Source organism: Vibrio lamellibrachiae, from assembly GCF_050337265.1.
In the GTDB taxonomy this organism is placed as follows: Bacteria; Pseudomonadota; Gammaproteobacteria; order Enterobacterales; family Vibrionaceae; genus Vibrio; species Vibrio kyushuensis.
This window is the reverse complement of record NZ_JAKJSU010000017.1, coordinates 12,515-35,333: the sequence shown is the minus strand read 5'-3', so window position 1 is coordinate 35,333 and position 22,819 is coordinate 12,515. Positions and strand designations below refer to the sequence as shown.

The following is a 22,819-nucleotide window of genomic DNA, read 5'->3' as shown; positions in this document are numbered from 1 at the left end:
CTCGCTATTTATCCTTGCTCTATTGTGCCATGTTCCACATGAAACATCTTGCCGTTATTATCATGCATATCGGCAATTTGGCTTTCAGTAATAGAGCTTACAAAAACTTGTGCCTTGGTCTCTTTTAAGCAGTCGGCTAGACGCTTACGACGTTGGCTATCTAATTCAGAGGCAAAGTCATCAATTAAGTAGATGCATTGCTTACCGGTCTTTTGCGTTAAATGCTGACCTTGCGCAACTCGAAGCGCACAAACCATCAACTTTAACTGACCTCGTGATAAAACATCCTCAACGGGCGTTCCATTCACTTTTATCTTTAAATCGGCTTTGTTTGGTCCACTAAAGGTGTAACCAAGCGCCTGATCACGAACAAAATTATCTTCCAGTATCTGCTGGTATGGTGTGGATTTCTCCCAGCCACGATAATAATTGACCTTGATATCGAACTCGGGCAGAAAGTCTTGGCAAATCTGCTCGGCGTGATTTTTTAGCTCATCGACATACTGCTGTCGCCAAGCGTTAATATTTTCAGCTAAGCGAGCCATCTCTTGATCCCAATAACTGAGCTCTCGATACGACGTCGCCGTTTTTAATAACGCATTTCGCTGCTTGTTGAGGCGCTTAAAACGTCCCCACGCATCATAAAATGCAGGCTCGCTGTGAAACACACCCCAATCAATAAATGAACGGCGATGTTTCGGGCCATCAGTGAGCAGTTCAAAACCTTCTGTATGGATTAACTGCAACGGCAAAATCTGTGCAAGCTGTGCTAACTTTTGCCCAGATTGACCGCTTATTTTAACCTCTGTTGTCCCATCACGCTGCTTATTAATGCCAATTGGTAGCTCAAATTGATCCGAGTTCAAAAAACGACCGTGAACAAACAGTTCATCGCACTCATTTTGAATCACTCGGCCTGTTAAAGAGCTCTTAAAAGAGCGACCGTGCCCGAGCAGATAAATCGCTTCGAGGACACTGGTTTTGCCACTTCCGTTAGGCCCGATAAGAAAGTTAAAGCCTGTAGATAGTTCAATATCACAGGCTTCAATGTTTCTAAATTGTTTGATGATGAGACGATTTAATGGCATTTCGCAAGCGCTATCGTCTATAGACGAATCGGCATAACCACGTACATGGCACTGTCGTCTTCAGCATTTTCAATCAATGCACTGGCGTTGCCATCAGACATTGAGATCAGTACTTTTTCACAGCGCAATGTATTTAATACATCCAGTACGTAGCTAACGTTAAAGCCGATTTCTAAATCTTCGCCCTGAAAGTCCACATCAAGAGTCTCTTCTGCTTCTTCTTGCTCAGGGTTATTAGCGGTAATACGCATCTCGTTATTGGCTAGATTAACGCGAACACCACGGAATTTTTCATTGGAAAGAATGGCAGCACGAGAAAATGCCTGACGCAGCTCATCACACTCTGTCGTAAGTGTTTTGTTGGTATTTTGCGGCAATACGCGGCGATAATCTGGAAAACGACCATCAACAAGCTTAGAGGTGAAGACGAAATTATTCACTTCAGCTCGTAGATTAGAGCTACCAATTTGCAATACAACCGGCTGCTCTGGCGCGTCTAATAACTTAGATAACTCTTGTACCCCTTTACGAGGCACTATGATCTGCTGCTTTTCAAACTCACCGACAAGTGTAACTTGAGAAACTGCCATACGGTGACCGTCAGTGGCAACAGAACGAATGGTCGTGCCATCAATTTCAAACAACATGCCGTTGAGGTAATAACGTACATCTTGGTTGGCCATTGAGAACTGTGTTTTTTCAATAAGACCTTTAAGCTCCGCTTGAGTTAGCGAAACTTCAACATCACTTTGCCAATCTTCAATGTTTGGGAAGTCACTAGATGGCAGTGTTGCCAATGAGAAGCGGCTTCGACCTGAACGAACTTGTACTCGGTCACCTTCTAGAACGACAGTGATTACCGAGCTATCTGGCAATCCACGACAAATATCGAGAAACTTACGCGAAGGAACCGTAATACTACCCGCCTCAAAGTCACCTTCTAATGTCACACGGCTAATCAGTTCAACTTCTAAATCAGTTGCCGTCATCGACAGAACGTTATCTTCCACTTTAATCAACAGGTTACCTAAAATAGGCAGTGTTGGTCGCCCACCTAAGGCTCCTGACACTTGCTGAAGTGGCTTAATTAAATGGCTACGTTCAATAGTAAATTTCATATCTAGCTCTTAACGGTAGTTTGGCGCTATGCCATATTCTATCTATTCAGGTAAAACAAAACAGTAGTGTAAATTAAGAAGAAAGTGTGCGAATCAAATTCGAGTAATCTTCTTTAATATCGTGACTCTCTTCACGCAGCTGAGCAATCTTACGACATGCATGTAGTACCGTCGTATGGTCACGACCACCGAATGCATCACCAATCTCTGGCAAGCTGTGGTTGGTCAGTTCTTTCGCCAGTGCCATCGCCAGTTGACGTGGGCGAGCAACAGAACGTGAACGACGTTTTGACAGTAGATCAGCCACTTTAATTTTATAATATTCAGCAACGGTCTTTTGAATGTTATCAATGGTGACCAATTTTTCTTGCAGCGCTAATAAATCTCGAAGAGCTTCTCGAACAAAATCTATCGTAATTGGGCGACCAGTGAAGTTTGCATTAGCAATAACACGGTTAAGTGCCCCTTCAAGTTCACGAACGTTAGAGCGTAAACGTTTCGCAATAAAGAACGCCACTTCATCAGCAAGATGAATTTGGTGGTCTTCTGCTTTTTTCATCAAGATCGCAACACGCGTTTCAAGCTCAGGAGGCTCGATCGCAACAGTTAAACCCCAACCAAAACGAGATTTAAGGCGATCTTCTACGCCGTTGATCTCTTTAGGATAACGGTCAGAAGTCAAAATGATCTGTTGGTTGCCTTCAAGCAGTGCATTAAAGGTATGGAAGAACTCTTCTTGAGAACGTTCTTTATTGGCAAAGAATTGAATATCATCGATCAGCAATGCGTCAACACTACGGTAGTAGCGTTTAAATTCTTCAATCGCATTATTTTGCAGCGCTTTAACCATGTCTTGTACAAAGCGCTCAGAGTGCATATAGACAACTTTAGCATTGGGCTTGTTATCCACAATCGCGTTGCCTACCGCATGCAATAGGTGAGTTTTACCGAGGCCAGTACCACCGTACAAAAATAACGGGTTATAAGCAGAGCCAGGGTTATCCGATACCTGACGCGCAGCCGCTAAGCCTAGTTGGTTCGACTTACCCTCAACAAAGTTATTAAATTTATGTTTAGGGTTAACGTTTGAGCGGTGATTGATGTCCGCTAAAGTACTCGGTTCATCATCCCATGTTTTGTGCACGGGTTTACGAGCTTGCATGCGCGCTGGAGCCGATGACATCGCAGCCACATCTGCAGCAGTACGCGTCGGCGCGGCTTTTGGCGCCGCAACAGGCAGGCTACCAATTTCAAAGCGCAGGCTAGGAATGTCGTTTCCACAATACTCTTGCAGTAAGCGATTAATACTATTGATGTATTTATCACGTACCCAATCAAGAACAAATCGGTTCGGGGCAAATAAGGTGAGAGTATTGTCATTGAGCTCCGCTTGTAACGGACGAACCCACATACTGAATTCTGTAGCTGGTAGCTCTTCTTGAAGCTGTTGCAGACATTGCAACCAAAGCGAAGATGACACGGTGCCCCCACTCGAAATATATAATCGGAAAAGACTGGCAATTTTACCTGTTGATAACCAAGATCACCAGCGATTGATCGACGATCCAGTGAATAAGATCGAAGTTATTCACAATTTTTACGCTCAAAACTGATAGATCAACACATCTTGCCCCTCTTTTACCCACATTTTGATCCACATTGTGGATGAAATAGCGAGATCCACACATTGGTGATAACTCTGTGAATTAAATTTATATCCAACGATCGTTAACAGGACATAAATTCTAACTTATACCGCTTTCCTCTATTTTATCGCACTTAGTTATTTCTCTAATTGATAGCGTTACCAGTAGTATCTCCTCCTACATAACTATGGAGTTGTATTATGAAAAACTGGATTAAGGCTGCTATTGCCGTTATTGCACTATCAACAAGCACTGTTCAAGCTGCCACTGACGTAAAAGTTGGCATGTCTGGACGCTACTTCCCATTTACTTTTGTTCAGCAAGATAAGCTACAAGGGTTTGAAGTTGATCTATGGGATGAGATTGGTAAGCGCAATGACTATAACGTTGAATACGTAACAGCAAACTTTTCTGGTTTATTTGGCCTATTAGAAACGGGTCGTATTGATACTATCTCAAACCAAATAACCATCACTGACGCTCGCAAAGCAAAATATACTTTTGCTGACGCATACGTCGTTGATGGCGCACAGATTACGGTTCGCAAAGGCAATGATGAAATTCAAAGCATTGAAGATCTAGAAGGTAAGACCGTTGCAGTTAACCTGGGTTCTAACTTTGAGCAACTACTGCGTAACTATGATAAAGACAACAAGATCACCATCAAAACCTACGACACGGGTATCGAGCATGATGTTGCTCTAGGTCGTGCGGATGCATTTGTTATGGATCGCCTATCAGCACTAGAACTGATTAAAAAAACAGGCCTACCATTGCAACTTGCAGGCGAACCATTTGAAACAATTCAAAACGCTTGGCCATTTGTGGATAACGAAAAAGGACAAGCACTTAAAACGGAAGTAAACCAAGCTTTATCGGCAATGCGTGAAGATGGAACGCTTGCTGATATCTCTCAAAAATGGTTTGGTGCTGATATCACTAAATAACTCTTAGCTGTTTACTCTATATAAAGGTGGGACGTCATGTTCCGCCTTTTCTTGTCTAAGTTGCTACATAACTGGCATTTACATAAACTTCGTTTACATCACCACTGTCGATATAAGGTCTCTTAATGGGTTTTGATTTTCATTATATGCTAGAGCTGATTCCAATTCTGCTTGGCTATCTTGGTACTACAATGGAAATGGCAATATGGGGACTCTTCTTCTCGCTCATCCTTGCTGTTGCACTTGCCAATATCCGCGTATTCAAAGTACCGGTACTGGATCAGCTGAGTCAGCTTTATATAAGCTTCTTCCGTGGTACACCACTTTTAGTTCAACTTTTCCTACTTTATTACGGATTGCCTCAAGTATTCCCAATAATGGTTGGATTGGATGCGTTTGGCGCGGCAGTCATAGGGCTTACCTTGCACTTTGCCGCTTATATGGCTGAAAGTATACGTGCGGCCATTATTGGTATCGATCGTAGTCAAATGGAAGCGAGCCTGTCTGTTGGTATGACGCGTTCGCAAGCGATGATTCGTATTATATTGCCTCAAGCAACTCGAATTGCCCTGCCTTCTTTGATGAACTATTTCATCGATATGATCAAATCAACCTCTCTTGCCTTCACGCTAGGCGTGGCTGAAATCATGGCTAGAGCTCAAATGGAAGCGTCGTCTAGTTTCCGATTTTTTGAAGCCTTCCTCGCGGTTGCACTTATCTACTGGGGTGTTGTTCTGATATTAACCCGTATTCAAATTTTGGCTGAAGCCAAGCTTAATAAGGCTTACCAACGATGATCAAACTACAAAATATCCATAAGCGCTTTGGTGATACTGAAGTATTGAAAGGGATCGATATCGATATCAAGCAAGGTGAAATCATCGTGATCATCGGTTCTAGTGGCACGGGTAAGTCAACGCTGCTTAGATGCGTTAACTTCCTAGAGCATGCGGATCAAGGCACAATCACTATAGATGATGTCTCCGTGAATGCTCAGTCTCACAATAAAGCGGAAGTTTTAGCACTGAGAAGAAAAACCGGTTTTGTATTTCAAAATTATGCTCTGTTTTCACATATGACTGCCAGACAAAATATTGCTGAAGGGCTCATTACAGTAAGAGGTTGGAAAAAAGATCAGGCCTTAGCCAAAGCTCAACAGATATTAGATGACATCGGATTAAGCGATAAAGGCGATAGTTATCCCGCCGCTCTCTCTGGTGGTCAACAGCAGCGAGTTGGCATTGGCCGAGCAATGGCTTTACAACCCGAACTTCTTCTATTTGATGAACCCACTTCAGCATTAGATCCGGAATGGGTTGGTGAAGTTCTTAATTTAATGAAGCAGTTAGCCACCAAACACCAAACAATGTTGGTGGTGACACATGAAATGCAGTTTGCCAAAGAGGTCGCCGACAGAGTGATCTTTATGGCTGACGGACATATTGTTGAGCAAGGTTCTCCACAGGATATCTTTAATAATCCACAAGATCCTCAACTCAAGAAGTTCCTTAATCAAGTTGGTCTTGATTAAAGATCTAAGGTAGTGATCTAAAGATCCTTGAGATTTTATTTACACTACGTATAATCGGCCGACCGGAATTTAGCTAAACCCAATCATTGACTCTTTTTGTGACAGTGATTACAATTCCGCCTCTTTGTTGAGAGGCGTCGGTCGTACTTTCTACTTAATAGAGAAATACATTGTGCCCACGCCGGGTTAACAAGAACCTAAAACTACTGATCAGTAAAGGTATTTAAAATGAAACGCACATTTCAACCTACAGTTCTAAAGCGCAAGCGTACTCACGGCTTCCGTGCACGCATGGCGACTAAGAACGGTCGTGCTACAATCAATGCACGTCGTGCTAAAGGCCGTAAGCGTCTTTCTAAGTAATCTTTGATTATTTTGAATAAGCTAGCCTTCTGTCGGGAGTTACGTTTGTTAACTCCCGAACACTATCAAAAAGTCTTCCAGCAAGCTCATCGTGCTGGTTCGCCTCATTTCACCATCATCGCTCGCAATAATACTCTCTCTCATCCTCGTCTTGGTTTAGCTGTACCCAAAAAACAAATCAAAACTGCGGTTGGAAGAAATCGTTTTAAGCGTCTCGCTCGTGAAAGCTTTCGTAACAGTCAACACCAACTTCCTAACAAAGATTTTGTTGTTATTGCTAAGAAAAGCGCGCAAGATTTGAGCAATGATGAAATTTTCAAATTATTTGATAAATTATGGCTTCGCCTGTCTCGCCCTTCGCGTGGTTAGTTATTGGACTGGTCTATCTATATAGATGGATTATAAGCCCAATGATTGGTCCTCGCTGCCGATTTACGCCAACCTGTTCGCTCTATGCGATAGAAGCGTTGAAAGCTCACGGTTTTGTAAAAGGGTCTTGGTTATCAGGCAAACGTCTATTAAAATGCCACCCTTTGAACGAAGGGGGTTTTGACCCCATTCCACCAGTCCAAAAACAAGACAGAGATAAATAACGATGGATTCTCAACGTAATATCCTGCTAATTGCTTTGGCTTTGGTTTCTTTTCTACTATTCCAACAATGGCAAGTAGCACAGGCTCCAGCTCCACAAGCAGTTGAACAGGCACAATCTAGCGGCTCACTACCGGCACCATCTTTTGCTGATGATCTCGATCCAGCTCCAGGTCAATCGTCTGCGTCTGCGCAAACAATCACCGTGACTACGGACGTCCTAACTCTGTCTATCGACACGGTTGGTGGTGATGTTCTTGCTGCAGAATTAAATCAATACGATGAAGAATTCGATTCTGAAGAATCCTTTGTGTTGCTACAAAATACTCAAGCGCATCAATTTATCGCTCAAAGTGGTTTAGTTGGTCCTCAAGGTATCGATTTAAGCAGCTCAAATCGTCCAAACTATGAAGTATCAGCTGATAGCTTCACACTTGTTGACGGCCAAGACGAGCTTCGCATCCCAATGACGTTCCAAGCGAACGGCATTGACTACGTTAAAACGTTTATCCTTAAACGTGGTAGCTACGCTATCGACGTAACGTTTGATGTTGCGAACAACTCAGGCAATAACGCAACGGTTGGTATGTACGCTCACCTTCGTCAAACTGTGATGGATAAGGGTGGCAGCTTAACAATGCCAACTTACCGTGGCGGCGCATACTCAACTGAAGACACGCGTTACAAAAAATACAGCTTTGGTGACATGCAAGATCGTAACCTGTCTATCAGCCTGCCAAATGGCCAAGGTTGGGCAGCGATGATCCAGCACTACTTCGCAACGGCGTGGGTTCCACGTAACGAGCCTGGTACTAGCTTATATACTCGCGTTATCGGCAACCTAGCTGATATCGGCGTGCGTATGCCAAACAAAACAATCGCTACGGGCGAAACGACTCAATTTGAAAGTACACTTTGGGTTGGTCCTAAACTACAAAACGAGATGGCAGCGGTTGCACCAAGCCTTGATCTTGTAGTTGATTACGGTTGGTTGTGGTTTATAGCGAAACCGCTGCATACACTTCTATCGTTCATTCAAAGCTTTGTTGTGAACTGGGGTCTAGCAATCATAGTCCTAACGTTTATTGTTCGTGGTGCGATGTACCCACTAACAAAAGCGCAGTACACCTCAATGGCGAAAATGCGTATGCTTCAGCCTAAGCTGACTGCAATGCGTGAGCGTATTGGCGATGACCGTCAACGCATGAGCCAAGAAATGATGGAACTGTATAAGAAAGAGAAAGTGAACCCACTTGGTGGTTGTTTACCTATCTTCCTACAGATGCCTATCTTCATTTCACTGTACTGGGCACTAATGGAGTCGGTAGAGCTTCGTCACTCACCATTCTTTGGTTGGATTCATGACTTATCAGCACAGGACCCGTACTACATCCTGCCATTGCTGATGGGTGCTTCAATGTTCCTAATCCAGAAGATGAGCCCAACAACTGTAACGGATCCTATGCAGCAGAAGATCATGACCTTTATGCCGGTTATGTTTACCTTCTTCTTCCTGTTCTTCCCATCAGGGTTGGTTCTTTACTGGCTAGTATCAAACATCGTAACGCTGATTCAGCAAACGTTGATTTATCGAGCGCTAGAAAAGAAAGGCTTACATTCTAAGTAAGACGACATAAAGAAATAAAGAAAGGCGACCAAAAGGTCGCCTTTTTGTTTTTCGCTGATTACAATTGCGTTAACAAACTAATAGCGTTAACAACCTAAGAGCGCTAATTAGTGAATATCCAAATAGCACTTATGACTAACCGTGCTACTTACTATCGAAATGGCAAAACTATGACTACAGATACTATTGTTGCTCAAGCAACAGCTCCTGGCCGAGGTGGCGTTGGAATTGTTCGTGTTTCCGGCCCTCTTGCAACGCAAGTCGCCCTAAAAGTTACTGGCAGAGCACTTAAACCGCGTTATGCAGAGTATCTTGCTTTTAAAGCAGAAAATGGCACAGAGCTCGACCAAGGCATTGCGCTTTTCTTCCCAAATCCTCACTCCTTTACTGGTGAGGATGTGCTTGAGCTACAAGGACACGGTGGTCCTGTGGTTATGGATATGCTTATCAAACGTATCTTGAGCATTTCAGGAGTACGAGCAGCAAAGCCCGGAGAGTTCTCTGAACGTGCTTTTTTAAACGATAAAATGGACCTAACTCAAGCAGAAGCGATTGCTGATTTGATTGATGCCAGCTCAGAAGAAGCGGCAAAATCGGCACTACAATCTCTGCAAGGTGAGTTTTCCAATCGCATCAATACATTAGTCGATTCTTTAATCCATCTACGTATTTATGTTGAAGCGGCTATCGACTTTCCCGAAGAAGAGATTGATTTCCTTGCCGATGGCAAAGTCTCTTCTGATCTCCAAACCATCATTGATAATCTTGAAGCGGTGCGCAAAGAAGCCAATCAAGGTGCGATCATGCGTGAAGGGATGAAAGTCGTCATTGCCGGACGCCCTAACGCCGGTAAATCGAGCTTGCTCAATGCGCTTTCTGGTAAAGACTCAGCAATTGTCACCGAAATTGCTGGTACAACCCGTGATGTTCTACGCGAGCACATCCATATTGATGGGATGCCTTTGCATATTATCGACACGGCCGGACTACGTGATGCGTCTGATGAAGTGGAAAAAATAGGCATAGAGCGCGCTTGGGAAGAGATAAAACAAGCGGATCGAGTTCTATTTATGGTCGATGGCACCACAACAGATGCGACCGATCCAACGGAAATATGGCCTGACTTTGTTGATCGTCTACCAAAAGATATTGGCATGACAGTCATACGAAATAAAGCCGATCAGACAAGCGAAGATCTTGGGATTTGCCATGTCAATTCACCGACTTTAATCCGTTTATCAGCAAAAACAGGCCAAGGCGTCGATGCATTAAGAACTCACTTAAAAGAGTGCATGGGCTTTGCTGGCGGTCATGAAGGCGGGTTTATGGCTCGTAGACGCCATCTAGATGCACTTGAGCGCGCAGCTCATCACCTCGATATTGGTCAGCAACAACTTGAAGGCTACATGGCCGGTGAGATTCTGGCAGAAGAATTACGCATCACCCAGCAGCATCTTAATGAAATAACGGGTGAATTCAGTTCAGACGATTTATTAGGACAGATTTTCTCTTCATTTTGTATTGGTAAATAATCACCACGCTCAACCACTATCTAGATAAAGAATAACAAGGAAAGTGTAAATGATTCATATAATTACAGGTAGCACGCTTGGTGGTACTGAATATGTAGGTGATCATATTTTTGACCACTTAGCCGCTGCAGGAGTCGAAGCCACGGTGCATAACCACCCTAGCATCGACACTATTCCGGCCTCTGGAACTTGGGTAATAGTGACGTCCACACACGGTGCAGGCGACTATCCTGACAATATTCAACCCTTCATTCAGGCGCTTCAATCGACACCGCCTAAAATGTCAGATGTGAGCTTTGCGGTCATTGGAATAGGCGATTCGAGTTACGATACCTTCTGCAGCGCAGGTAAGCATGCTGACCATTTACTGGCTGATATTGGTGCAAATCGACTCTGTGATAGCCTACTAATTGATGTATTAAATACCCCAGTCCCTGAAGATGATGTCGATATTTGGTTAGAAAAGCATCAGGATCTGCTTCGTTAATTTCAATATTTCGCAAAAAAGTGGCCAACTATGGCCACTTTTTTTTGCTTTAAACTCTCTTCAACTGCAATTGTGAATAACTTAACGACCGATGTAGCAGTTCAACCGAACAAAAAACAACCAAACAGTCTGTGGATAAATAGGTAGATATACGGTGATGATCCTATAGTTATCCAATGAACAACTTCATAGCCCGACTCCCCCTGTGCATAAGTAGCCATTTTGATCCCAGCTAATCCTCTGCTTGATCAACGCTAGATCACAACAAATGATCTACTTAAAAAGCATGATCTTGTTGATCATTTTCCAGTTATCCACAGAAAAGGGCTTCCTTAATAATAGATCTAATAAAAGATCTCTATATAGATCTTATATATATTAAGGGATCGACGAAAAATGAAAATTCCATAATTTCGTTTTCTCATTCCATTAAAAAAGGTAGAATGTCGCTCTTTTATCTATCCATAATTTCGTTTGATCACTTAAGGTTTATACATGCTCTATCACGAAAAATTTGATGTCATCGTTGTTGGTGGTGGTCATGCAGGAACCGAAGCTGCTCTTGCTGCTGCACGTACTGGGCAAAGCACATTACTGCTAACACATAACATTGATACCTTAGGGGCAATGTCTTGCAATCCCGCTATTGGTGGTATTGGCAAAGGGCATTTAGTCAAAGAAGTCGATGCTATGGGTGGATTAATGGCTCAAGCAATTGATCATTCGGGTATTCAATTTAGAACCTTGAACGCATCAAAAGGGCCAGCGGTTCGAGCAACACGTGCGCAAGCTGATCGAGCGCTGTATAGATCCTATGTTCGTCATGCTCTTGAAAACACGCCAAACTTAACCCTGTTCCAACAGTCGGTTGATGATCTTATTGTAGAAAATGATCAAGCCGTCGGTGTAGTGACTCAAATGGGGCTTAAATTCTACGCTCAATCGGTTGTGTTGACCGTTGGAACGTTCCTTGGTGGAAAGCTTCACATAGGTATGGAAAGCTTCTCAGGAGGTCGCGCAGGCGATCCTCCATCAATCGCATTAGCGAAACGTCTTCGTGAGTTACCACTGCGTGTTGATCGTTTAAAAACGGGAACACCACCTCGAATTGATGCTCGAAGCGTCGATTTTTCTTCTCTTGAAGCTCAGCATGGTGATAACCCAACACCGGTATTTTCCTTCATGGGTAATCGTGAGCAGCACCCAACGCAAATACCGTGTTACATCACGCATACTAACGAAAAAACGCATGATTTAATTCGTGCCAATCTTGACCGTAGCCCTCTGTATGCTGGTGTGATCGAAGGAATTGGACCTCGATACTGTCCTTCCATTGAAGACAAGGTCATGCGCTTTGCTGACAAAGACAGTCACCAGATTTTTATTGAGCCAGAAGGGTTAACGACTCACGAACTGTATCCAAATGGAATATCCACCAGCTTGCCATTTGATGTTCAAATTCAGATCGCTCGCTCAATGAAAGGGTTTGAAAATGCCCATATAGTTCGTCCTGGTTACGCGATTGAATATGATTTCTTTGACCCAAGAGATCTCAAGCAAACTTACGAAAACAAATTTATTGCTGGATTATTCTTTGCCGGACAAATTAATGGCACAACAGGCTACGAAGAGGCAGCAGCTCAAGGGCTTATGGCCGGACTTAATGCGAGCTTGTACACTCAAGGCAAAGAGGGCTGGAGCCCACGTCGTGATCAAGCTTACATGGGCGTATTGATCGATGATCTTTCTACCATGGGGACGAAAGAACCCTACCGTATGTTTACCTCTCGTGCTGAATATCGCTTGTTGCTTCGTGAAGACAACGCAGATTTACGTTTAACCGAGAAAGCTCGTGAATTTGGTTTAGTTGATGATGAGCGTTGGTCTCGCTTCAACCAAAAAGTTGAAAATATTGAAAAAGAACGTCAGCGACTAAAAGATCAATGGGTCAATCCTAAGTCTGAAGGCGTTGATGCACTTAATGAATTACTGAAAAGCCCAATATCGAGAGAAGCGAGTGGTGAAGATCTACTTCGTCGACCTGAGATCACTTATGCACAGCTAACCAGTTTGGATCATTTTTCTCCTGCACTGGATGATCAGCAATCAGCAGAGCAAGTCGAGATCCAAGTGAAATACGAAGGTTATATTCAGCGTCAGCAAGATGAAATCGAGAAATCGTTGCGCCATGAGCACACTAAAATCCCTGCTGATTTCGATTACAGTGGCATATCAGGTTTATCTAACGAAGTAATTTTAAAACTTTCAAATTCAAAACCAGAGACTCTCGGTATTGCGTCACGAATTTCAGGGATTACCCCTGCCGCTATCTCTATTTTGTTGGTTTATCTAAAGAAAAAAGGTCTATTGAAGAAGGGTGAAGAATCACAATGAGTGACTTAAGAACAAAGCTTGATGTACTTGTTAGCCAAACCAATTTAGAGGTATCGTCAGAAAAAGCGGATCAACTGATTGGCTATGTTGAGATGCTGCATAAATGGAATAAAGCTTACAATTTGACGTCTGTTCGTCATCCTTCAGAAATGATCGTTAAACATATTCTTGATAGCATCGTGGTCGGTGAACACCTTGAAGGGGATCGTTTTATTGATGTTGGAACGGGTCCTGGTCTTCCTGGTATCCCTTTAGCGATCATGCACCCTGATAAAGAGTTCTATTTGCTTGATAGCTTAGGAAAACGAATTCGTTTTATTAAGCAGGTGGCACATGAGCTTGGAATTAAAAATGTGACGGCGGTCCAAAGTCGCGTTGAAGAGTTCCAGCCAGAAGATAAATTTGATGGTGTACTTAGCCGTGCATTTGCTTCAATGTCCGATATGGTTGAGTGGTGTCACCACCTCCCTAAACCAGATTCTGGAGTTTTCCTAGCACTTAAGGGGCAATTGCAGAAAGATGAAGTTGAGCAGCTACCAGAATGGTGTTCTGTGAACTGTGTCAAATCTTTGAACGTTCCTGAATTAGAAGGTGAACGTCATCTTGTAATCTTATCCCGCAAGGGATAACAGCGAGGCAGACCGTGGGTAAAATAGTAGCAATAGCCAACCAAAAGGGTGGCGTAGGAAAAACAACAACGTGCATTAACTTAGCAGCGTCTATGGCCGCGACTAAACGTAAAGTATTAGTTGTCGATCTCGATCCTCAAGGCAATGCCACTATGGCAAGCGGAGTGGACAAGTATCAAGTTGATGCTACGGCTTACGAGTTGTTGGTTGAAGACGTACCATTTGATGAAGTGGTTTGTACCAAAACTTCCGGTCATTATGATTTGATTGCTGCTAATGGTGACGTTACTGCTGCTGAAATTAAGCTCATGGAAGTCTTTGCACGTGAAGTTCGGTTGAAAAACGCCCTTGCTTCGGTTCGTGATAACTATGATTTCATCTTTATCGATTGTCCTCCGTCGCTAAATCTCCTTACAATCAACGCTATGGCAGCAGCAGATTCTGTGTTGGTTCCTATGCAGTGTGAGTACTTTGCACTGGAAGGGTTAACCGCATTGATGGACACAATTAGCAAGCTGGCCGCAGTGGTAAACGAGAACCTTAAAATTGAAGGGTTATTGCGAACGATGTATGACCCGAGAAACCGACTTTCTAACGAAGTATCGGATCAATTGAAAAAACATTTTGGTAATAAAGTTTACCGAACGGTTATCCCAAGAAATGTTCGTTTAGCCGAAGCGCCAAGCCATGGCAAGCCTGCTATGTATTACGACAAGTACTCTGCTGGAGCGAAAGCCTATTTAGCGCTCGCCGGTGAAATGCTTCGTCGCGATGAAGTCCCTGCATAAAAATATATTTAAAAGGAATCTGCTGTCATGTCTAAACGTGGTTTAGGAAAAGGGCTGGATGCGCTGCTTGCAACCAGTTCATTAGCGCGAGAAAAACAGCATGTTGCTTCTCAAAGCCAAGCTCTATCTGCTGATGGCGAACTGATTGAACTGAGCATTAGTCAGTTAAAGCCAGGTGTTTATCAACCGCGTAAAGACATGGCACCTGAGGCACTAGAAGAGCTAGCAGCCTCTATTCAATCACAAGGCATTATTCAGCCGATTGTGGTTCGTCAAATCGACAATGAACATTTTGAAATCATTGCGGGTGAAAGACGTTGGCGCGCAGCGCGTCAAGCGGGCTTAAAACGCGTTCCATGTTTGAATAAGAAAGTTGAAGATCGCGCGGCGATCGCAATGGCATTGATTGAAAATATCCAACGAGAAGATCTTAATGCCATCGAAGAGGCCGAGGCGCTTGAGCGTCTTCAAGATGAGTTTTCATTAACTCATCAGCAAGTTGCTGAGGTGATCGGTAAGTCACGTACCACGGTCAGTAACTTATTGCGTCTCAATCAGTTAGAGAGTGATGTAAAAGGTTTGGTTGCAAGCAAACAGCTCGAAATGGGCCATGCTCGTGCTCTGCTAGTTCTCGAAGGCGATAAGCAAGCTGAAGTGGCTGTAGAAGTAGCTAAAAAGAACCTAACCGTACGCCAGACCGAAGCATTGGTTAAGAAACTTTTAAAGCCAGAAGAACAGTCTAGTACGCCTGAAATGAGCTTATCTAGCGATGCTGAAGCTCAACTAGCGGCGTTATCGCAGCAGTATGACTCAAAGGTGAATGTTGCTCTTGGTAAGGCTGGCAAAGGTAAAATTCAGATTGACTTTGATAGTCAGGACCAGCTACACAAAATCTTACATCTGTTAGCGCAAGGTCATAGCACCTCCGAGCTCACAGAATAGAATTCAAGTTAGTTGAGATGCGGGGCTTACTATTGTGTTTTGCTCCTGTCTCTATATACTTTTTAAGCTTTTTTTACTGAGAGGGACCTTTCTTTGTTCTTGATCAGTAAACAACACGAAAACAGGTGCTTTTGATGTTTATTTCAAATCTAAGCGAAAAAGGGAAAGTAGCTTTTAAAGTAGTCCATTTACAGCTTATGTTTGTTGTTCTTATCGGGGGCTTAACATATGTGCAGTGTGGAGACGAGGCTGCCCGCTTTATTCTTAAAGGCGGGATGATCGCGGTTCTAGGTAACTACATATATGCTCTGTTTGCCTTCATCCCTAACGATGATGCCGATGGTTCTGTACTACTTGGTTTTATTTTTATCGGATGGGCTTTAAAACTGGTGGTCACCATAATATTGTTTATTTTAGTTTTTTCTGTAACGGAGTTTCTACGTCCAGGCGCTTTCTTTGCAGGTTATAAGCTGACATTACTCATATTTTGGTTTGCACCTATTTTATTTTTTTCAAAAAATGGGATTAACCATGGCTGATACTCCGCAGGAATATATTCAGCACCACCTCACTAACGCCAAAGTTTGTGTTGTTGATGGCAGCATTGCCACAAACTATGGTTGTGCAGAAGCTGGATTCTGGACTCTACACTGGGACACTCTATTAGTCTCAGCACTATTGGGTTCGCTATTTTTGTGGTTGTTCTATCGGGTTGGAAAAAACGCAACCACAGGCACCCCTGGAAAATTACAATGCTTCGTCGAAATGGTCGTTGAACAAGTCGATGAGATTGTAAAAGGTGCTTTTTATGGACGTGATAAGTTAGTCGCACCATTAGCTTTAACTCTTTTCTGTTGGATTCTACTGATGAATACAATGGATTTGATACCGGTCGACTTTATCCCTCAACTAATGCACTTAGCTGGATTTGAATACTTCAAGGTTGTCCCTACGGTCGACTTGAACACAACTCTAGCGATGGCAATAGGTGTCCTAATACTTACCGTGGCTTACATGATTAAGTACAAAGGCTTTAAGGGATTTGTGAAGGAATTTACGCTGCACCCGATTAATAATAAAGCGTTAATACCTTTTAACTTGGTCCTGGAAACAGTCTCATTATTTGCAAAACCAGTTTCACTATCACTTCGTTTGTACGGAAACATGTATTCAGGTGAACTTATCTTCATCTTGATTGCGGTTACTTACACGGCAGGTGCTGTTTTAGGTGGACTTGGTGTTATTGCACATATTATTTGGGCTATTTTCCACATTTTAGTTATCGTGCTACAAGCCTTTATCTTTACGATGCTGACAATTGTATACCTCAGCATGGCAAGTAACGATTCACACTAAAATTTAAAAAAATTTACTTATTTATAATTGATAGGTTATAGCCTATCTCAAAATTTCATTTCGGAGATTATTATGGAAATTTATTTCGTTGTAGCTTTACTACTAGGTATGTGTGCAATCGCGACTGGCTTCGGCTTCGCAATTCTAGGTGGTAAGTTCCTTGAGTCTGTTGCTCGTCAACCAGAAATGGCTCCAGTGCTACAAACAAATATGTTCATTCTTGCAGGTCTACTAGATGCTGTTCCAATGATCGGTGTTGGTATCTCTATGTACATGCTGTTCGCATTGTAAGAAACCCCCTTTCTTATTTACTCTACGTCGTTTCGCATTAGCGAGACATTAAAAGAATAAAGGAGGGTCATTGTGAATATCAATGCAACTCTGCTAGGTCAAGCAATCGCATTTACGTTGTTTGTTTGGTTCTGCATGAAGTACGTGTGGCCACCATTGATCGCAGCAATTGAAGAGCGCCAGAAGAAAATCTCTGAAGGTTTAGAGTCTGCTGAACGTGCTGATAAAGCGTTACAACTAGCACAGCACAATGCAGCAGATCAGTTAAAGGATGCTAAGCAAGAAGCGCTTGGAATTATTGAGTCAGCAAATAAACGCAAAGCTCAAATTCTGGACGAAGCTCGTCAAGAAGCGACACAAGAGCGTGAACACGTACTAGCTCAAGGTAAAGCTGAGTTAGAAGCTGAAACTTTACGTGCTCGTAACGAACTGCAAAAAGACGTTGCTACTCTAGCTATTCTTGGTGCTGAGAAAATCATCGAGCGTTCGATTGATCCAGCTGCTCATCAAGACATACTTGATAGTATTTCTGCGAAGCTATAAGGGAGGGCGTCGGTATGTCTGGTTTGACAACTATTGCTCGTCCTTATGCTAAGGCTGCATTTGGCTACGCAAGTGATAACGGTACGGTTGACCAATGGTCAAGCATGCTTGAACTTGCGAAAACCCTTTCTCTAGCTCCTGAGCTACAGAAAGCGGCATTACGCCTGCAACCTGAACAATTGATGCAATTGTATTTCGATGTAGCGGGTGAGTACTTTGATGAACCTTTACAGAATTTCTTAAAGGTTATTATCGAAAATCGTCGTACTTCAGCGTTAAGTGATATCTATCAACAATTTCAACTGTTTTCAGCTGAAGCGTTAAATGTGAAAGAAGTAACAGTAACGACTTCATTTGAATTAAGTGAAGCGCAACTAGCTGAGCTAGTTAAGACGCTTGAAAAACACTTTGATTGCAGTGTGAAAATGATCTGTCTTGTCGACAGCAGTTTGATAGGTGGTGCGGTGATTAGATCTGGCGATACAGTGCTAGACAACTCACTCGTTAGTCGTATTAATCGTCTTAAAGACGTTATTAAGTCTTAACTTAGGGGAATTTGAGCAATGCAACTTAATTCCACGGAAATTAGCGCGCTAATCAGACAACGTATTGAACAATTCAACGTTGTTTCTGAAGCGCGCAATGAAGGTACTATCGTATCTGTAAGCGATGGTATTCTTAGCATCCACGGTCTAGAAGACGTGATGCAAGGTGAAATGATAGAACTTCCAGGCGGTCGTTACGCACTAGCACTTAACTTGAATCGTGATTCAGTTGGTGCGGTAGTAATGGGTCCTTATGCTGGTCTTCGTGAAGGCATGAAAGTAACTGGTACTGGCCGTATCCTTGAGGTACCGGTAGGTCCAGAAATGCTTGGCCGTGTAGTTAATACACTGGGTGAGCCTATCGATGGTAAAGGTCCTATCGATGCAAAACTGACTTCTCCTATCGAAGTGATTGCACCTGGTGTAATCGATCGTAAGTCAGTTGATCAGCCTGTTCAAACTGGTTACAAATCAGTTGATGCAATGATTCCAATCGGCCGTGGTCAGCGTGAGCTGGTTATCGGTGACCGTCAGACTGGTAAAACAGCAATGGCGATCGATGCAATCATTAACCAGAAAGACTCTGGTATTTTCTCTGTTTATGTTGCTATTGGTCAGAAAGCTTCAACTATCGCAAACGTGGTACGTAAGCTTGAAGAGCACGGTGCACTTGCAAACACTGTTGTGGTTGTAGCATCTGCTTCTGAATCTGCAGCACTGCAATACCTAGCGCCATACGCTGGTTGTGCAATGGGTGAATACTTCCGTGACCGCGGCGAAGATGCTCTGATCGTTTATGATGATCTAACTAAGCAAGCTGTTGCGTACCGTCAGATTTCATTGCTTCTAAAACGTCCACCAGGCCGTGAAGCATTCCCTGGTGATGTTTTCTACCTCCACTCTCGTCTACTTGAGCGTGCTGCTCGTGTAAACGAAGCGTACGTAGAGAAGTTCACTAATGGTGAAGTGAAAGGCAAGACTGGTTCTCTAACTGCTCTACCTATCATCGAAACTCAAGCTGGTGACGTATCTGCATTCGTACCGACTAACGTAATCTCGATTACCGATGGTCAGATTTTCCTTCAGTCAGAACTATTTAACGCCGGTGTTCGCCCTGCGGTAGACCCAGGTATTTCGGTATCTCGTGTTGGTGGTTCTGCACAAACGAAAATCATTAAGAAGCTTTCTGGTGGTATCCGTACCGCTCTAGCGCAATATCGTGAACTTGCGGCTTTCGCTCAGTTCTCATCAGATCTTGATGCAGCAACGAAGAAGCAGCTAGACCACGGTCAGAAAGTGACTGAATTGATGAAGCAGAAACAGTACGCTCCGATGTCTGTATTTGATCAAGCTCTATCTATTTACTCTGCAGAACGCGGATATTTAGAAGATGTTGAGCTGAACAAAATTCTAGATTTTGAAGCTGCTCTACTATCGTATGCTCACGCTCAGTATTCTGAATTGGCTACTGAGATCAACAAGACGGGTTCTTACAACAAAGAAATCGAAGCACAACTTAAAAAGTTGGTCGACGACTTCAAAGCAACCCAAACTTGGTAATTACAACCTCGTATTGTAATTAACGGAGAGTAACGATGGCCAATTCAAAAGAAATTCGTAGCAAGATAGGTAGTGTTAAAAGCACTCAGAAAATCACTAAAGCGATGGAAATGGTTGCCGCTTCCAAAATGCGTCGTACTCAAGACGCAATGGAAGGCCCACGTCCGTATGCTGAAATTATACGTAAGGTCATTGGTCATGTAGCCCACGGTACTTTGGAATATAAACATCCATACATACTGGAACGTGAGGCTAAACGTGTTGGGTATATTGTTATCTCATCTGATCGCGGTTTATGTGGCGGCTTGAACATTAATATGTTTAAGCACGCTATTGCCGAAATGAACGATTGGTCTGAGAAGGGCGTTGATGTAGAGCTGGCTGTTATCGGTTCAAAAGCAACGTCTTACTTCAATAGCATTGGTGCAAACATTGTCGCGCAGACGTCAGGGCTTGGAGATAATCCTTCGCTTGATGACATCATCGGCGCTATCAACGTCATGTTACAAAAGTTTCAAGACGGTGAGATTGACCGTTTGCACTTGGTTTACAATGAGTTTGTTAACTCAATGACCCAGCAACCAAAAATTGATCAATTGATACCTTTGCCTAAATCACTTAGTGACGATGAGCAGTTCAACCATGCATGGAGTTACATGTTTGAAGCTGATCAGAAGGTTCTTCTTAATACCTTAATGGCTCGTTATATCGAGTCTCAAGTATACCAAGGTGTTGTTGAGAACTTAGCATGTGAAATGGCTGCTCGTATGGTTGCTATGAAAGCAGCATCAGACAATGCCGGCGATTTGATCGAAGAGCTAGAGCTTGTGTACAACAAAGCCCGTCAAACGGCGATTACACAAGAGCTATCTGAAATCGTATCAGGTGCATCAGCAGTTTAATTTAGGTAATACAAATTTAGAGGATTAACGATGGCTACAGGTAAGATCGTACAGATCATCGGAGCAGTAGTCGACGTAGAGTTCCCACAGAGTGAAGTTCCAAACATTTACGACGCTCTGAATGTAACTGAATCTAAAGAACGTCTTGTTCTTGAAGTTCAGCAGCAACTTGGCGGTGGCGTTATTCGCGCAATCGTAATGGGTAGCTCTGATGGTTTACGTCGTGGCGTAACAGTAGAAAATACTGGTGCTCCAATTTCAGTACCAGTAGGTACTAAGACCCTAGGTCGAATCATGAACGTTCTTGGCGACGCTATTGACGAGTGTGGTGAAATCGGTGCGGAAGAGAATTACTCTATCCACCGTCCAGCACCTAGCTACGAAGAGTTGTCGAACGCTTCTGAACTACTAGAGACAGGCGTTAAAGTAATCGATTTGATTTGTCCATTCGCTAAGGGTGGTAAAATCGGTCTATTCGGTGGTGCAGGTGTAGGTAAGACCGTTAACATGATGGAACTTATCAACAACATCGCACTACAGCACTCAGGTCTGTCAGTATTTGCGGGCGTTGGTGAGCGTACTCGTGAAGGTAACGATTTCTACTACGAGATGCAGGAAGCTGGTGTTGTAAACATCGAAAATCCTGAAGAATCTAAAGTAGCAATGGTTTACGGTCAAATGAACGAGCCACCAGGAAACCGTTTACGTGTTGCCCTGACTGGTCTAACAATGGCAGAACGTTTCCGTGACGAAGGTCGTGATGTACTTCTGTTCATTGATAACATTTACCGTTATACACTTGCAGGAACAGAGGTATCGGCTCTATTAGGTCGTATGCCATCTGCGGTAGGCTACCAGCCAACACTTGCTGAAGAAATGGGTGTTCTACAAGAACGTATCACGTCAACTAAATCTGGCTCTATCACGTCTGTACAGGCGGTATATGTACCAGCGGATGATTTGACTGACCCGTCTCCAGCAACAACGTTTGCTCACTTAGATGCAACAGTTGTACTTAACCGTAACATCGCAGCTATGGGTCTATACCCAGCGATTGACCCGTTAGATTCAACATCTCGTCAGCTTGATCCATTAGTTGTTGGTCAAGAGCACTACGACATTGCACAAAATGTTCAGCAGACACTTCAGCGTTATAAAGAGTTGAAAGACATCATTGCGATTCTAGGTATGGACGAGCTATCTGAAGAAGATAAGCAAGTTGTATCTCGTGCTCGTAAGATTGAGCGTTTCTTAACTCAGCCTTATCACGTTGCAGAAGTATTTACTGGTGACCCTGGTGTATACGTTTCTCTTAGCGAGACACTACGTGGCTTCAAAGGTCTTCTAGCTGGCGAATATGATGATATCCCAGAGCAAGCGTTCATGTACTGCGGTACGATTGACGATGCACTAGAGAACGCGAAGAAGCTTTAATAGAGTCTTACAGGAGGCGTTATGACAGCATTAACATCAGTAAGCTTCCATTTGGATGTTGTGAGCGCAGAAGAACGAATTTATTCGGGTCAAGCTCGTAGTATTCAAATTTCAGGTGAGAAAGGTGATCTTGGTGTTTTAGCGGGACATACTCCGCTACTTACTACGATTCGCCCTGGTATGGTTCGCATTGTGTCTAAGAAAGGTGATGAAGAAATTATCTATCTTTCTGGCGGTATTTTAGAAGTACAGGCCCATGATGTAACTATTTTAGCCGACACTGCCGTGCGTGGTCAGGATCTTGACCAAGCCAAAGCAGAAGAAGCTAAACGCCGTGCTGAAGAGCTAGTCAACCAACCTTACGGTGACGTTGATTTTGCCAAGGCATCTGCAGAGCTTGCGAAAGCAGTTGCTCAGCTGAAAGTCATTGAACTGGTGAACAGACGTCGCTAATCATTAGCTTCGTTTAGTATAAAAGGCAGCCTAATCGCTGCCTTTTTTGTTG

25 protein-coding genes are annotated in these 22,819 nt (G+C 43.3%); 22 read left to right on the top strand and 3 right to left on the bottom strand.

Annotated elements, in window-relative coordinates; genetic code table 11:
* Positions 1 to 8: 8 nt before the first annotated feature.
* The 3 genes from recF to dnaA form a co-directional block, all read right to left on the bottom strand.
* Entirely contained in the window at positions 9 to 1,088 is a 1,080-nt protein-coding gene (gene recF / locus L4C54_RS22215) for a DNA replication/repair protein RecF (RefSeq protein ID WP_428803861.1), read from the bottom strand.
* Between the two features lie 17 nt (positions 1,089 to 1,105).
* On the bottom strand, positions 1,106 to 2,206 hold the full coding sequence (dnaN, locus tag L4C54_RS22210; protein ID WP_428803862.1) for a DNA polymerase III subunit beta: 1,101 nt from the start codon (positions 2,204 to 2,206) through the stop codon (positions 1,106 to 1,108).
* A gap of 73 nt (positions 2,207 to 2,279) precedes the next feature.
* Positions 2,280 to 3,686 carry a chromosomal replication initiator protein DnaA gene (gene dnaA, locus L4C54_RS22205; protein WP_428803863.1) on the bottom strand — a complete coding sequence of 469 codons (1,407 nt, stop codon included), beginning with the start codon at positions 3,684 to 3,686 and terminating at the stop codon, positions 2,280 to 2,282.
* Positions 3,687 to 4,052: 366 nt separating this feature from the next.
* Between dnaA and L4C54_RS22200 the strand changes: the two genes are divergently transcribed.
* From L4C54_RS22200 to L4C54_RS22095, 22 genes are all read left to right on the top strand, one after another.
* On the top strand, positions 4,053 to 4,799 hold the full coding sequence (locus L4C54_RS22200; RefSeq protein ID WP_428809828.1) for an amino acid ABC transporter substrate-binding protein: 747 nt from the start codon (positions 4,053 to 4,055) through the stop codon (positions 4,797 to 4,799).
* Between the two features lie 125 nt (positions 4,800 to 4,924).
* Positions 4,925 to 5,596: an amino acid ABC transporter permease gene (locus tag L4C54_RS22195; protein WP_428809827.1), complete on the top strand. Its 672-nt coding sequence runs from the start codon at positions 4,925 to 4,927 to the stop codon at positions 5,594 to 5,596.
* Positions 5,593 to 6,330, top strand: a complete 738-nt coding sequence (locus L4C54_RS22190) for an amino acid ABC transporter ATP-binding protein (RefSeq protein ID WP_428803866.1) — start codon at positions 5,593 to 5,595, stop codon at positions 6,328 to 6,330. Before L4C54_RS22195 ends, L4C54_RS22190 begins: the two co-directional genes overlap by 4 nt.
* 228 nt (positions 6,331 to 6,558) lie before the next feature.
* On the top strand, positions 6,559 to 6,693 hold the full coding sequence (rpmH, locus tag L4C54_RS22185) for a 50S ribosomal protein L34 (RefSeq protein WP_004735800.1): 135 nt from the start codon (positions 6,559 to 6,561) through the stop codon (positions 6,691 to 6,693).
* Between the two features lie 45 nt (positions 6,694 to 6,738).
* Positions 6,739 to 7,062, top strand: a complete 324-nt coding sequence (gene rnpA, locus L4C54_RS22180) for a ribonuclease P protein component (RefSeq protein ID WP_428803867.1) — start codon at positions 6,739 to 6,741, stop codon at positions 7,060 to 7,062.
* The gene (gene yidD, locus L4C54_RS22175; protein ID WP_428803868.1) at positions 7,029 to 7,286 is read left to right on the top strand and encodes a membrane protein insertion efficiency factor YidD; all 258 of its coding nucleotides are present in this window, start codon (positions 7,029 to 7,031) and stop codon (positions 7,284 to 7,286) included. Before rnpA ends, yidD begins: the two co-directional genes overlap by 34 nt.
* Before the next feature lie 2 nt (positions 7,287 to 7,288).
* Positions 7,289 to 8,911 (top strand): membrane protein insertase YidC, encoded by a 1,623-nt coding sequence (gene yidC / locus L4C54_RS22170; protein WP_428809826.1) that lies wholly within the window; start codon positions 7,289 to 7,291, stop codon positions 8,909 to 8,911.
* Positions 8,912 to 9,081: 170 nt separating this feature from the next.
* Positions 9,082 to 10,443 carry a tRNA uridine-5-carboxymethylaminomethyl(34) synthesis GTPase MnmE gene (gene mnmE / locus L4C54_RS22165; protein ID WP_428809825.1) on the top strand — a complete coding sequence of 454 codons (1,362 nt, stop codon included), beginning with the start codon at positions 9,082 to 9,084 and terminating at the stop codon, positions 10,441 to 10,443.
* Positions 10,444 to 10,492: 49 nt separating this feature from the next.
* Complete coding sequence (mioC, locus tag L4C54_RS22160) at positions 10,493 to 10,930, top strand: FMN-binding protein MioC (RefSeq protein WP_428809824.1); 438 nt, start codon at positions 10,493 to 10,495, stop codon at positions 10,928 to 10,930.
* A gap of 495 nt (positions 10,931 to 11,425) precedes the next feature.
* Positions 11,426 to 13,324, top strand: a complete 1,899-nt coding sequence (mnmG, locus tag L4C54_RS22155) for a tRNA uridine-5-carboxymethylaminomethyl(34) synthesis enzyme MnmG (RefSeq protein ID WP_428809823.1) — start codon at positions 11,426 to 11,428, stop codon at positions 13,322 to 13,324.
* A complete protein-coding gene (gene rsmG / locus L4C54_RS22150) occupies positions 13,321 to 13,953 on the top strand; it encodes a 16S rRNA (guanine(527)-N(7))-methyltransferase RsmG (RefSeq protein ID WP_428803873.1) in 633 nt (210 codons plus the stop codon). Before mnmG ends, rsmG begins: the two co-directional genes overlap by 4 nt.
* A gap of 14 nt (positions 13,954 to 13,967) precedes the next feature.
* The gene (locus L4C54_RS22145; RefSeq protein ID WP_428803874.1) at positions 13,968 to 14,741 is read left to right on the top strand and encodes a ParA family protein; all 774 of its coding nucleotides are present in this window, start codon (positions 13,968 to 13,970) and stop codon (positions 14,739 to 14,741) included.
* Between the two features lie 27 nt (positions 14,742 to 14,768).
* Positions 14,769 to 15,683 carry a ParB/RepB/Spo0J family partition protein gene (locus L4C54_RS22140; protein ID WP_428809822.1) on the top strand — a complete coding sequence of 305 codons (915 nt, stop codon included), beginning with the start codon at positions 14,769 to 14,771 and terminating at the stop codon, positions 15,681 to 15,683.
* A gap of 134 nt (positions 15,684 to 15,817) precedes the next feature.
* Positions 15,818 to 16,222, top strand: coding sequence for an ATP synthase subunit I (locus tag L4C54_RS22135; protein WP_428803876.1), 405 nt, complete (start codon positions 15,818 to 15,820; stop codon positions 16,220 to 16,222).
* Entirely contained in the window at positions 16,215 to 17,039 is an 825-nt protein-coding gene (atpB, locus tag L4C54_RS22130) for a F0F1 ATP synthase subunit A (RefSeq protein WP_428803877.1), read from the top strand. The genes L4C54_RS22135 and atpB overlap by 8 nt, the downstream gene beginning before the upstream one ends.
* Positions 17,040 to 17,111: 72 nt before the next feature.
* The gene (gene atpE / locus L4C54_RS22125; protein WP_017034377.1) at positions 17,112 to 17,330 is read left to right on the top strand and encodes a F0F1 ATP synthase subunit C; all 219 of its coding nucleotides are present in this window, start codon (positions 17,112 to 17,114) and stop codon (positions 17,328 to 17,330) included.
* A gap of 72 nt (positions 17,331 to 17,402) precedes the next feature.
* On the top strand, positions 17,403 to 17,873 hold the full coding sequence (gene atpF, locus L4C54_RS22120; RefSeq protein ID WP_428803878.1) for a F0F1 ATP synthase subunit B: 471 nt from the start codon (positions 17,403 to 17,405) through the stop codon (positions 17,871 to 17,873).
* A 14-nt stretch (positions 17,874 to 17,887) separates the two neighbouring features.
* On the top strand, positions 17,888 to 18,418 hold the full coding sequence (locus L4C54_RS22115; RefSeq protein WP_428809821.1) for a F0F1 ATP synthase subunit delta: 531 nt from the start codon (positions 17,888 to 17,890) through the stop codon (positions 18,416 to 18,418).
* 18 nt (positions 18,419 to 18,436) lie between these two features.
* A complete protein-coding gene (gene atpA, locus L4C54_RS22110; protein WP_428803880.1) occupies positions 18,437 to 19,978 on the top strand; it encodes a F0F1 ATP synthase subunit alpha in 1,542 nt (513 codons plus the stop codon).
* 35 nt (positions 19,979 to 20,013) lie between these two features.
* Complete coding sequence (gene atpG, locus L4C54_RS22105; RefSeq protein ID WP_428803881.1) at positions 20,014 to 20,880, top strand: F0F1 ATP synthase subunit gamma; 867 nt, start codon at positions 20,014 to 20,016, stop codon at positions 20,878 to 20,880.
* A gap of 30 nt (positions 20,881 to 20,910) precedes the next feature.
* Positions 20,911 to 22,314, top strand: coding sequence for a F0F1 ATP synthase subunit beta (gene atpD, locus L4C54_RS22100; protein ID WP_428803882.1), 1,404 nt, complete (start codon positions 20,911 to 20,913; stop codon positions 22,312 to 22,314).
* A 21-nt stretch (positions 22,315 to 22,335) separates the two neighbouring features.
* Positions 22,336 to 22,767 carry a F0F1 ATP synthase subunit epsilon gene (locus L4C54_RS22095; RefSeq protein ID WP_428803883.1) on the top strand — a complete coding sequence of 144 codons (432 nt, stop codon included), beginning with the start codon at positions 22,336 to 22,338 and terminating at the stop codon, positions 22,765 to 22,767.
* Positions 22,768 to 22,819: the final 52 nt, after the last annotated feature.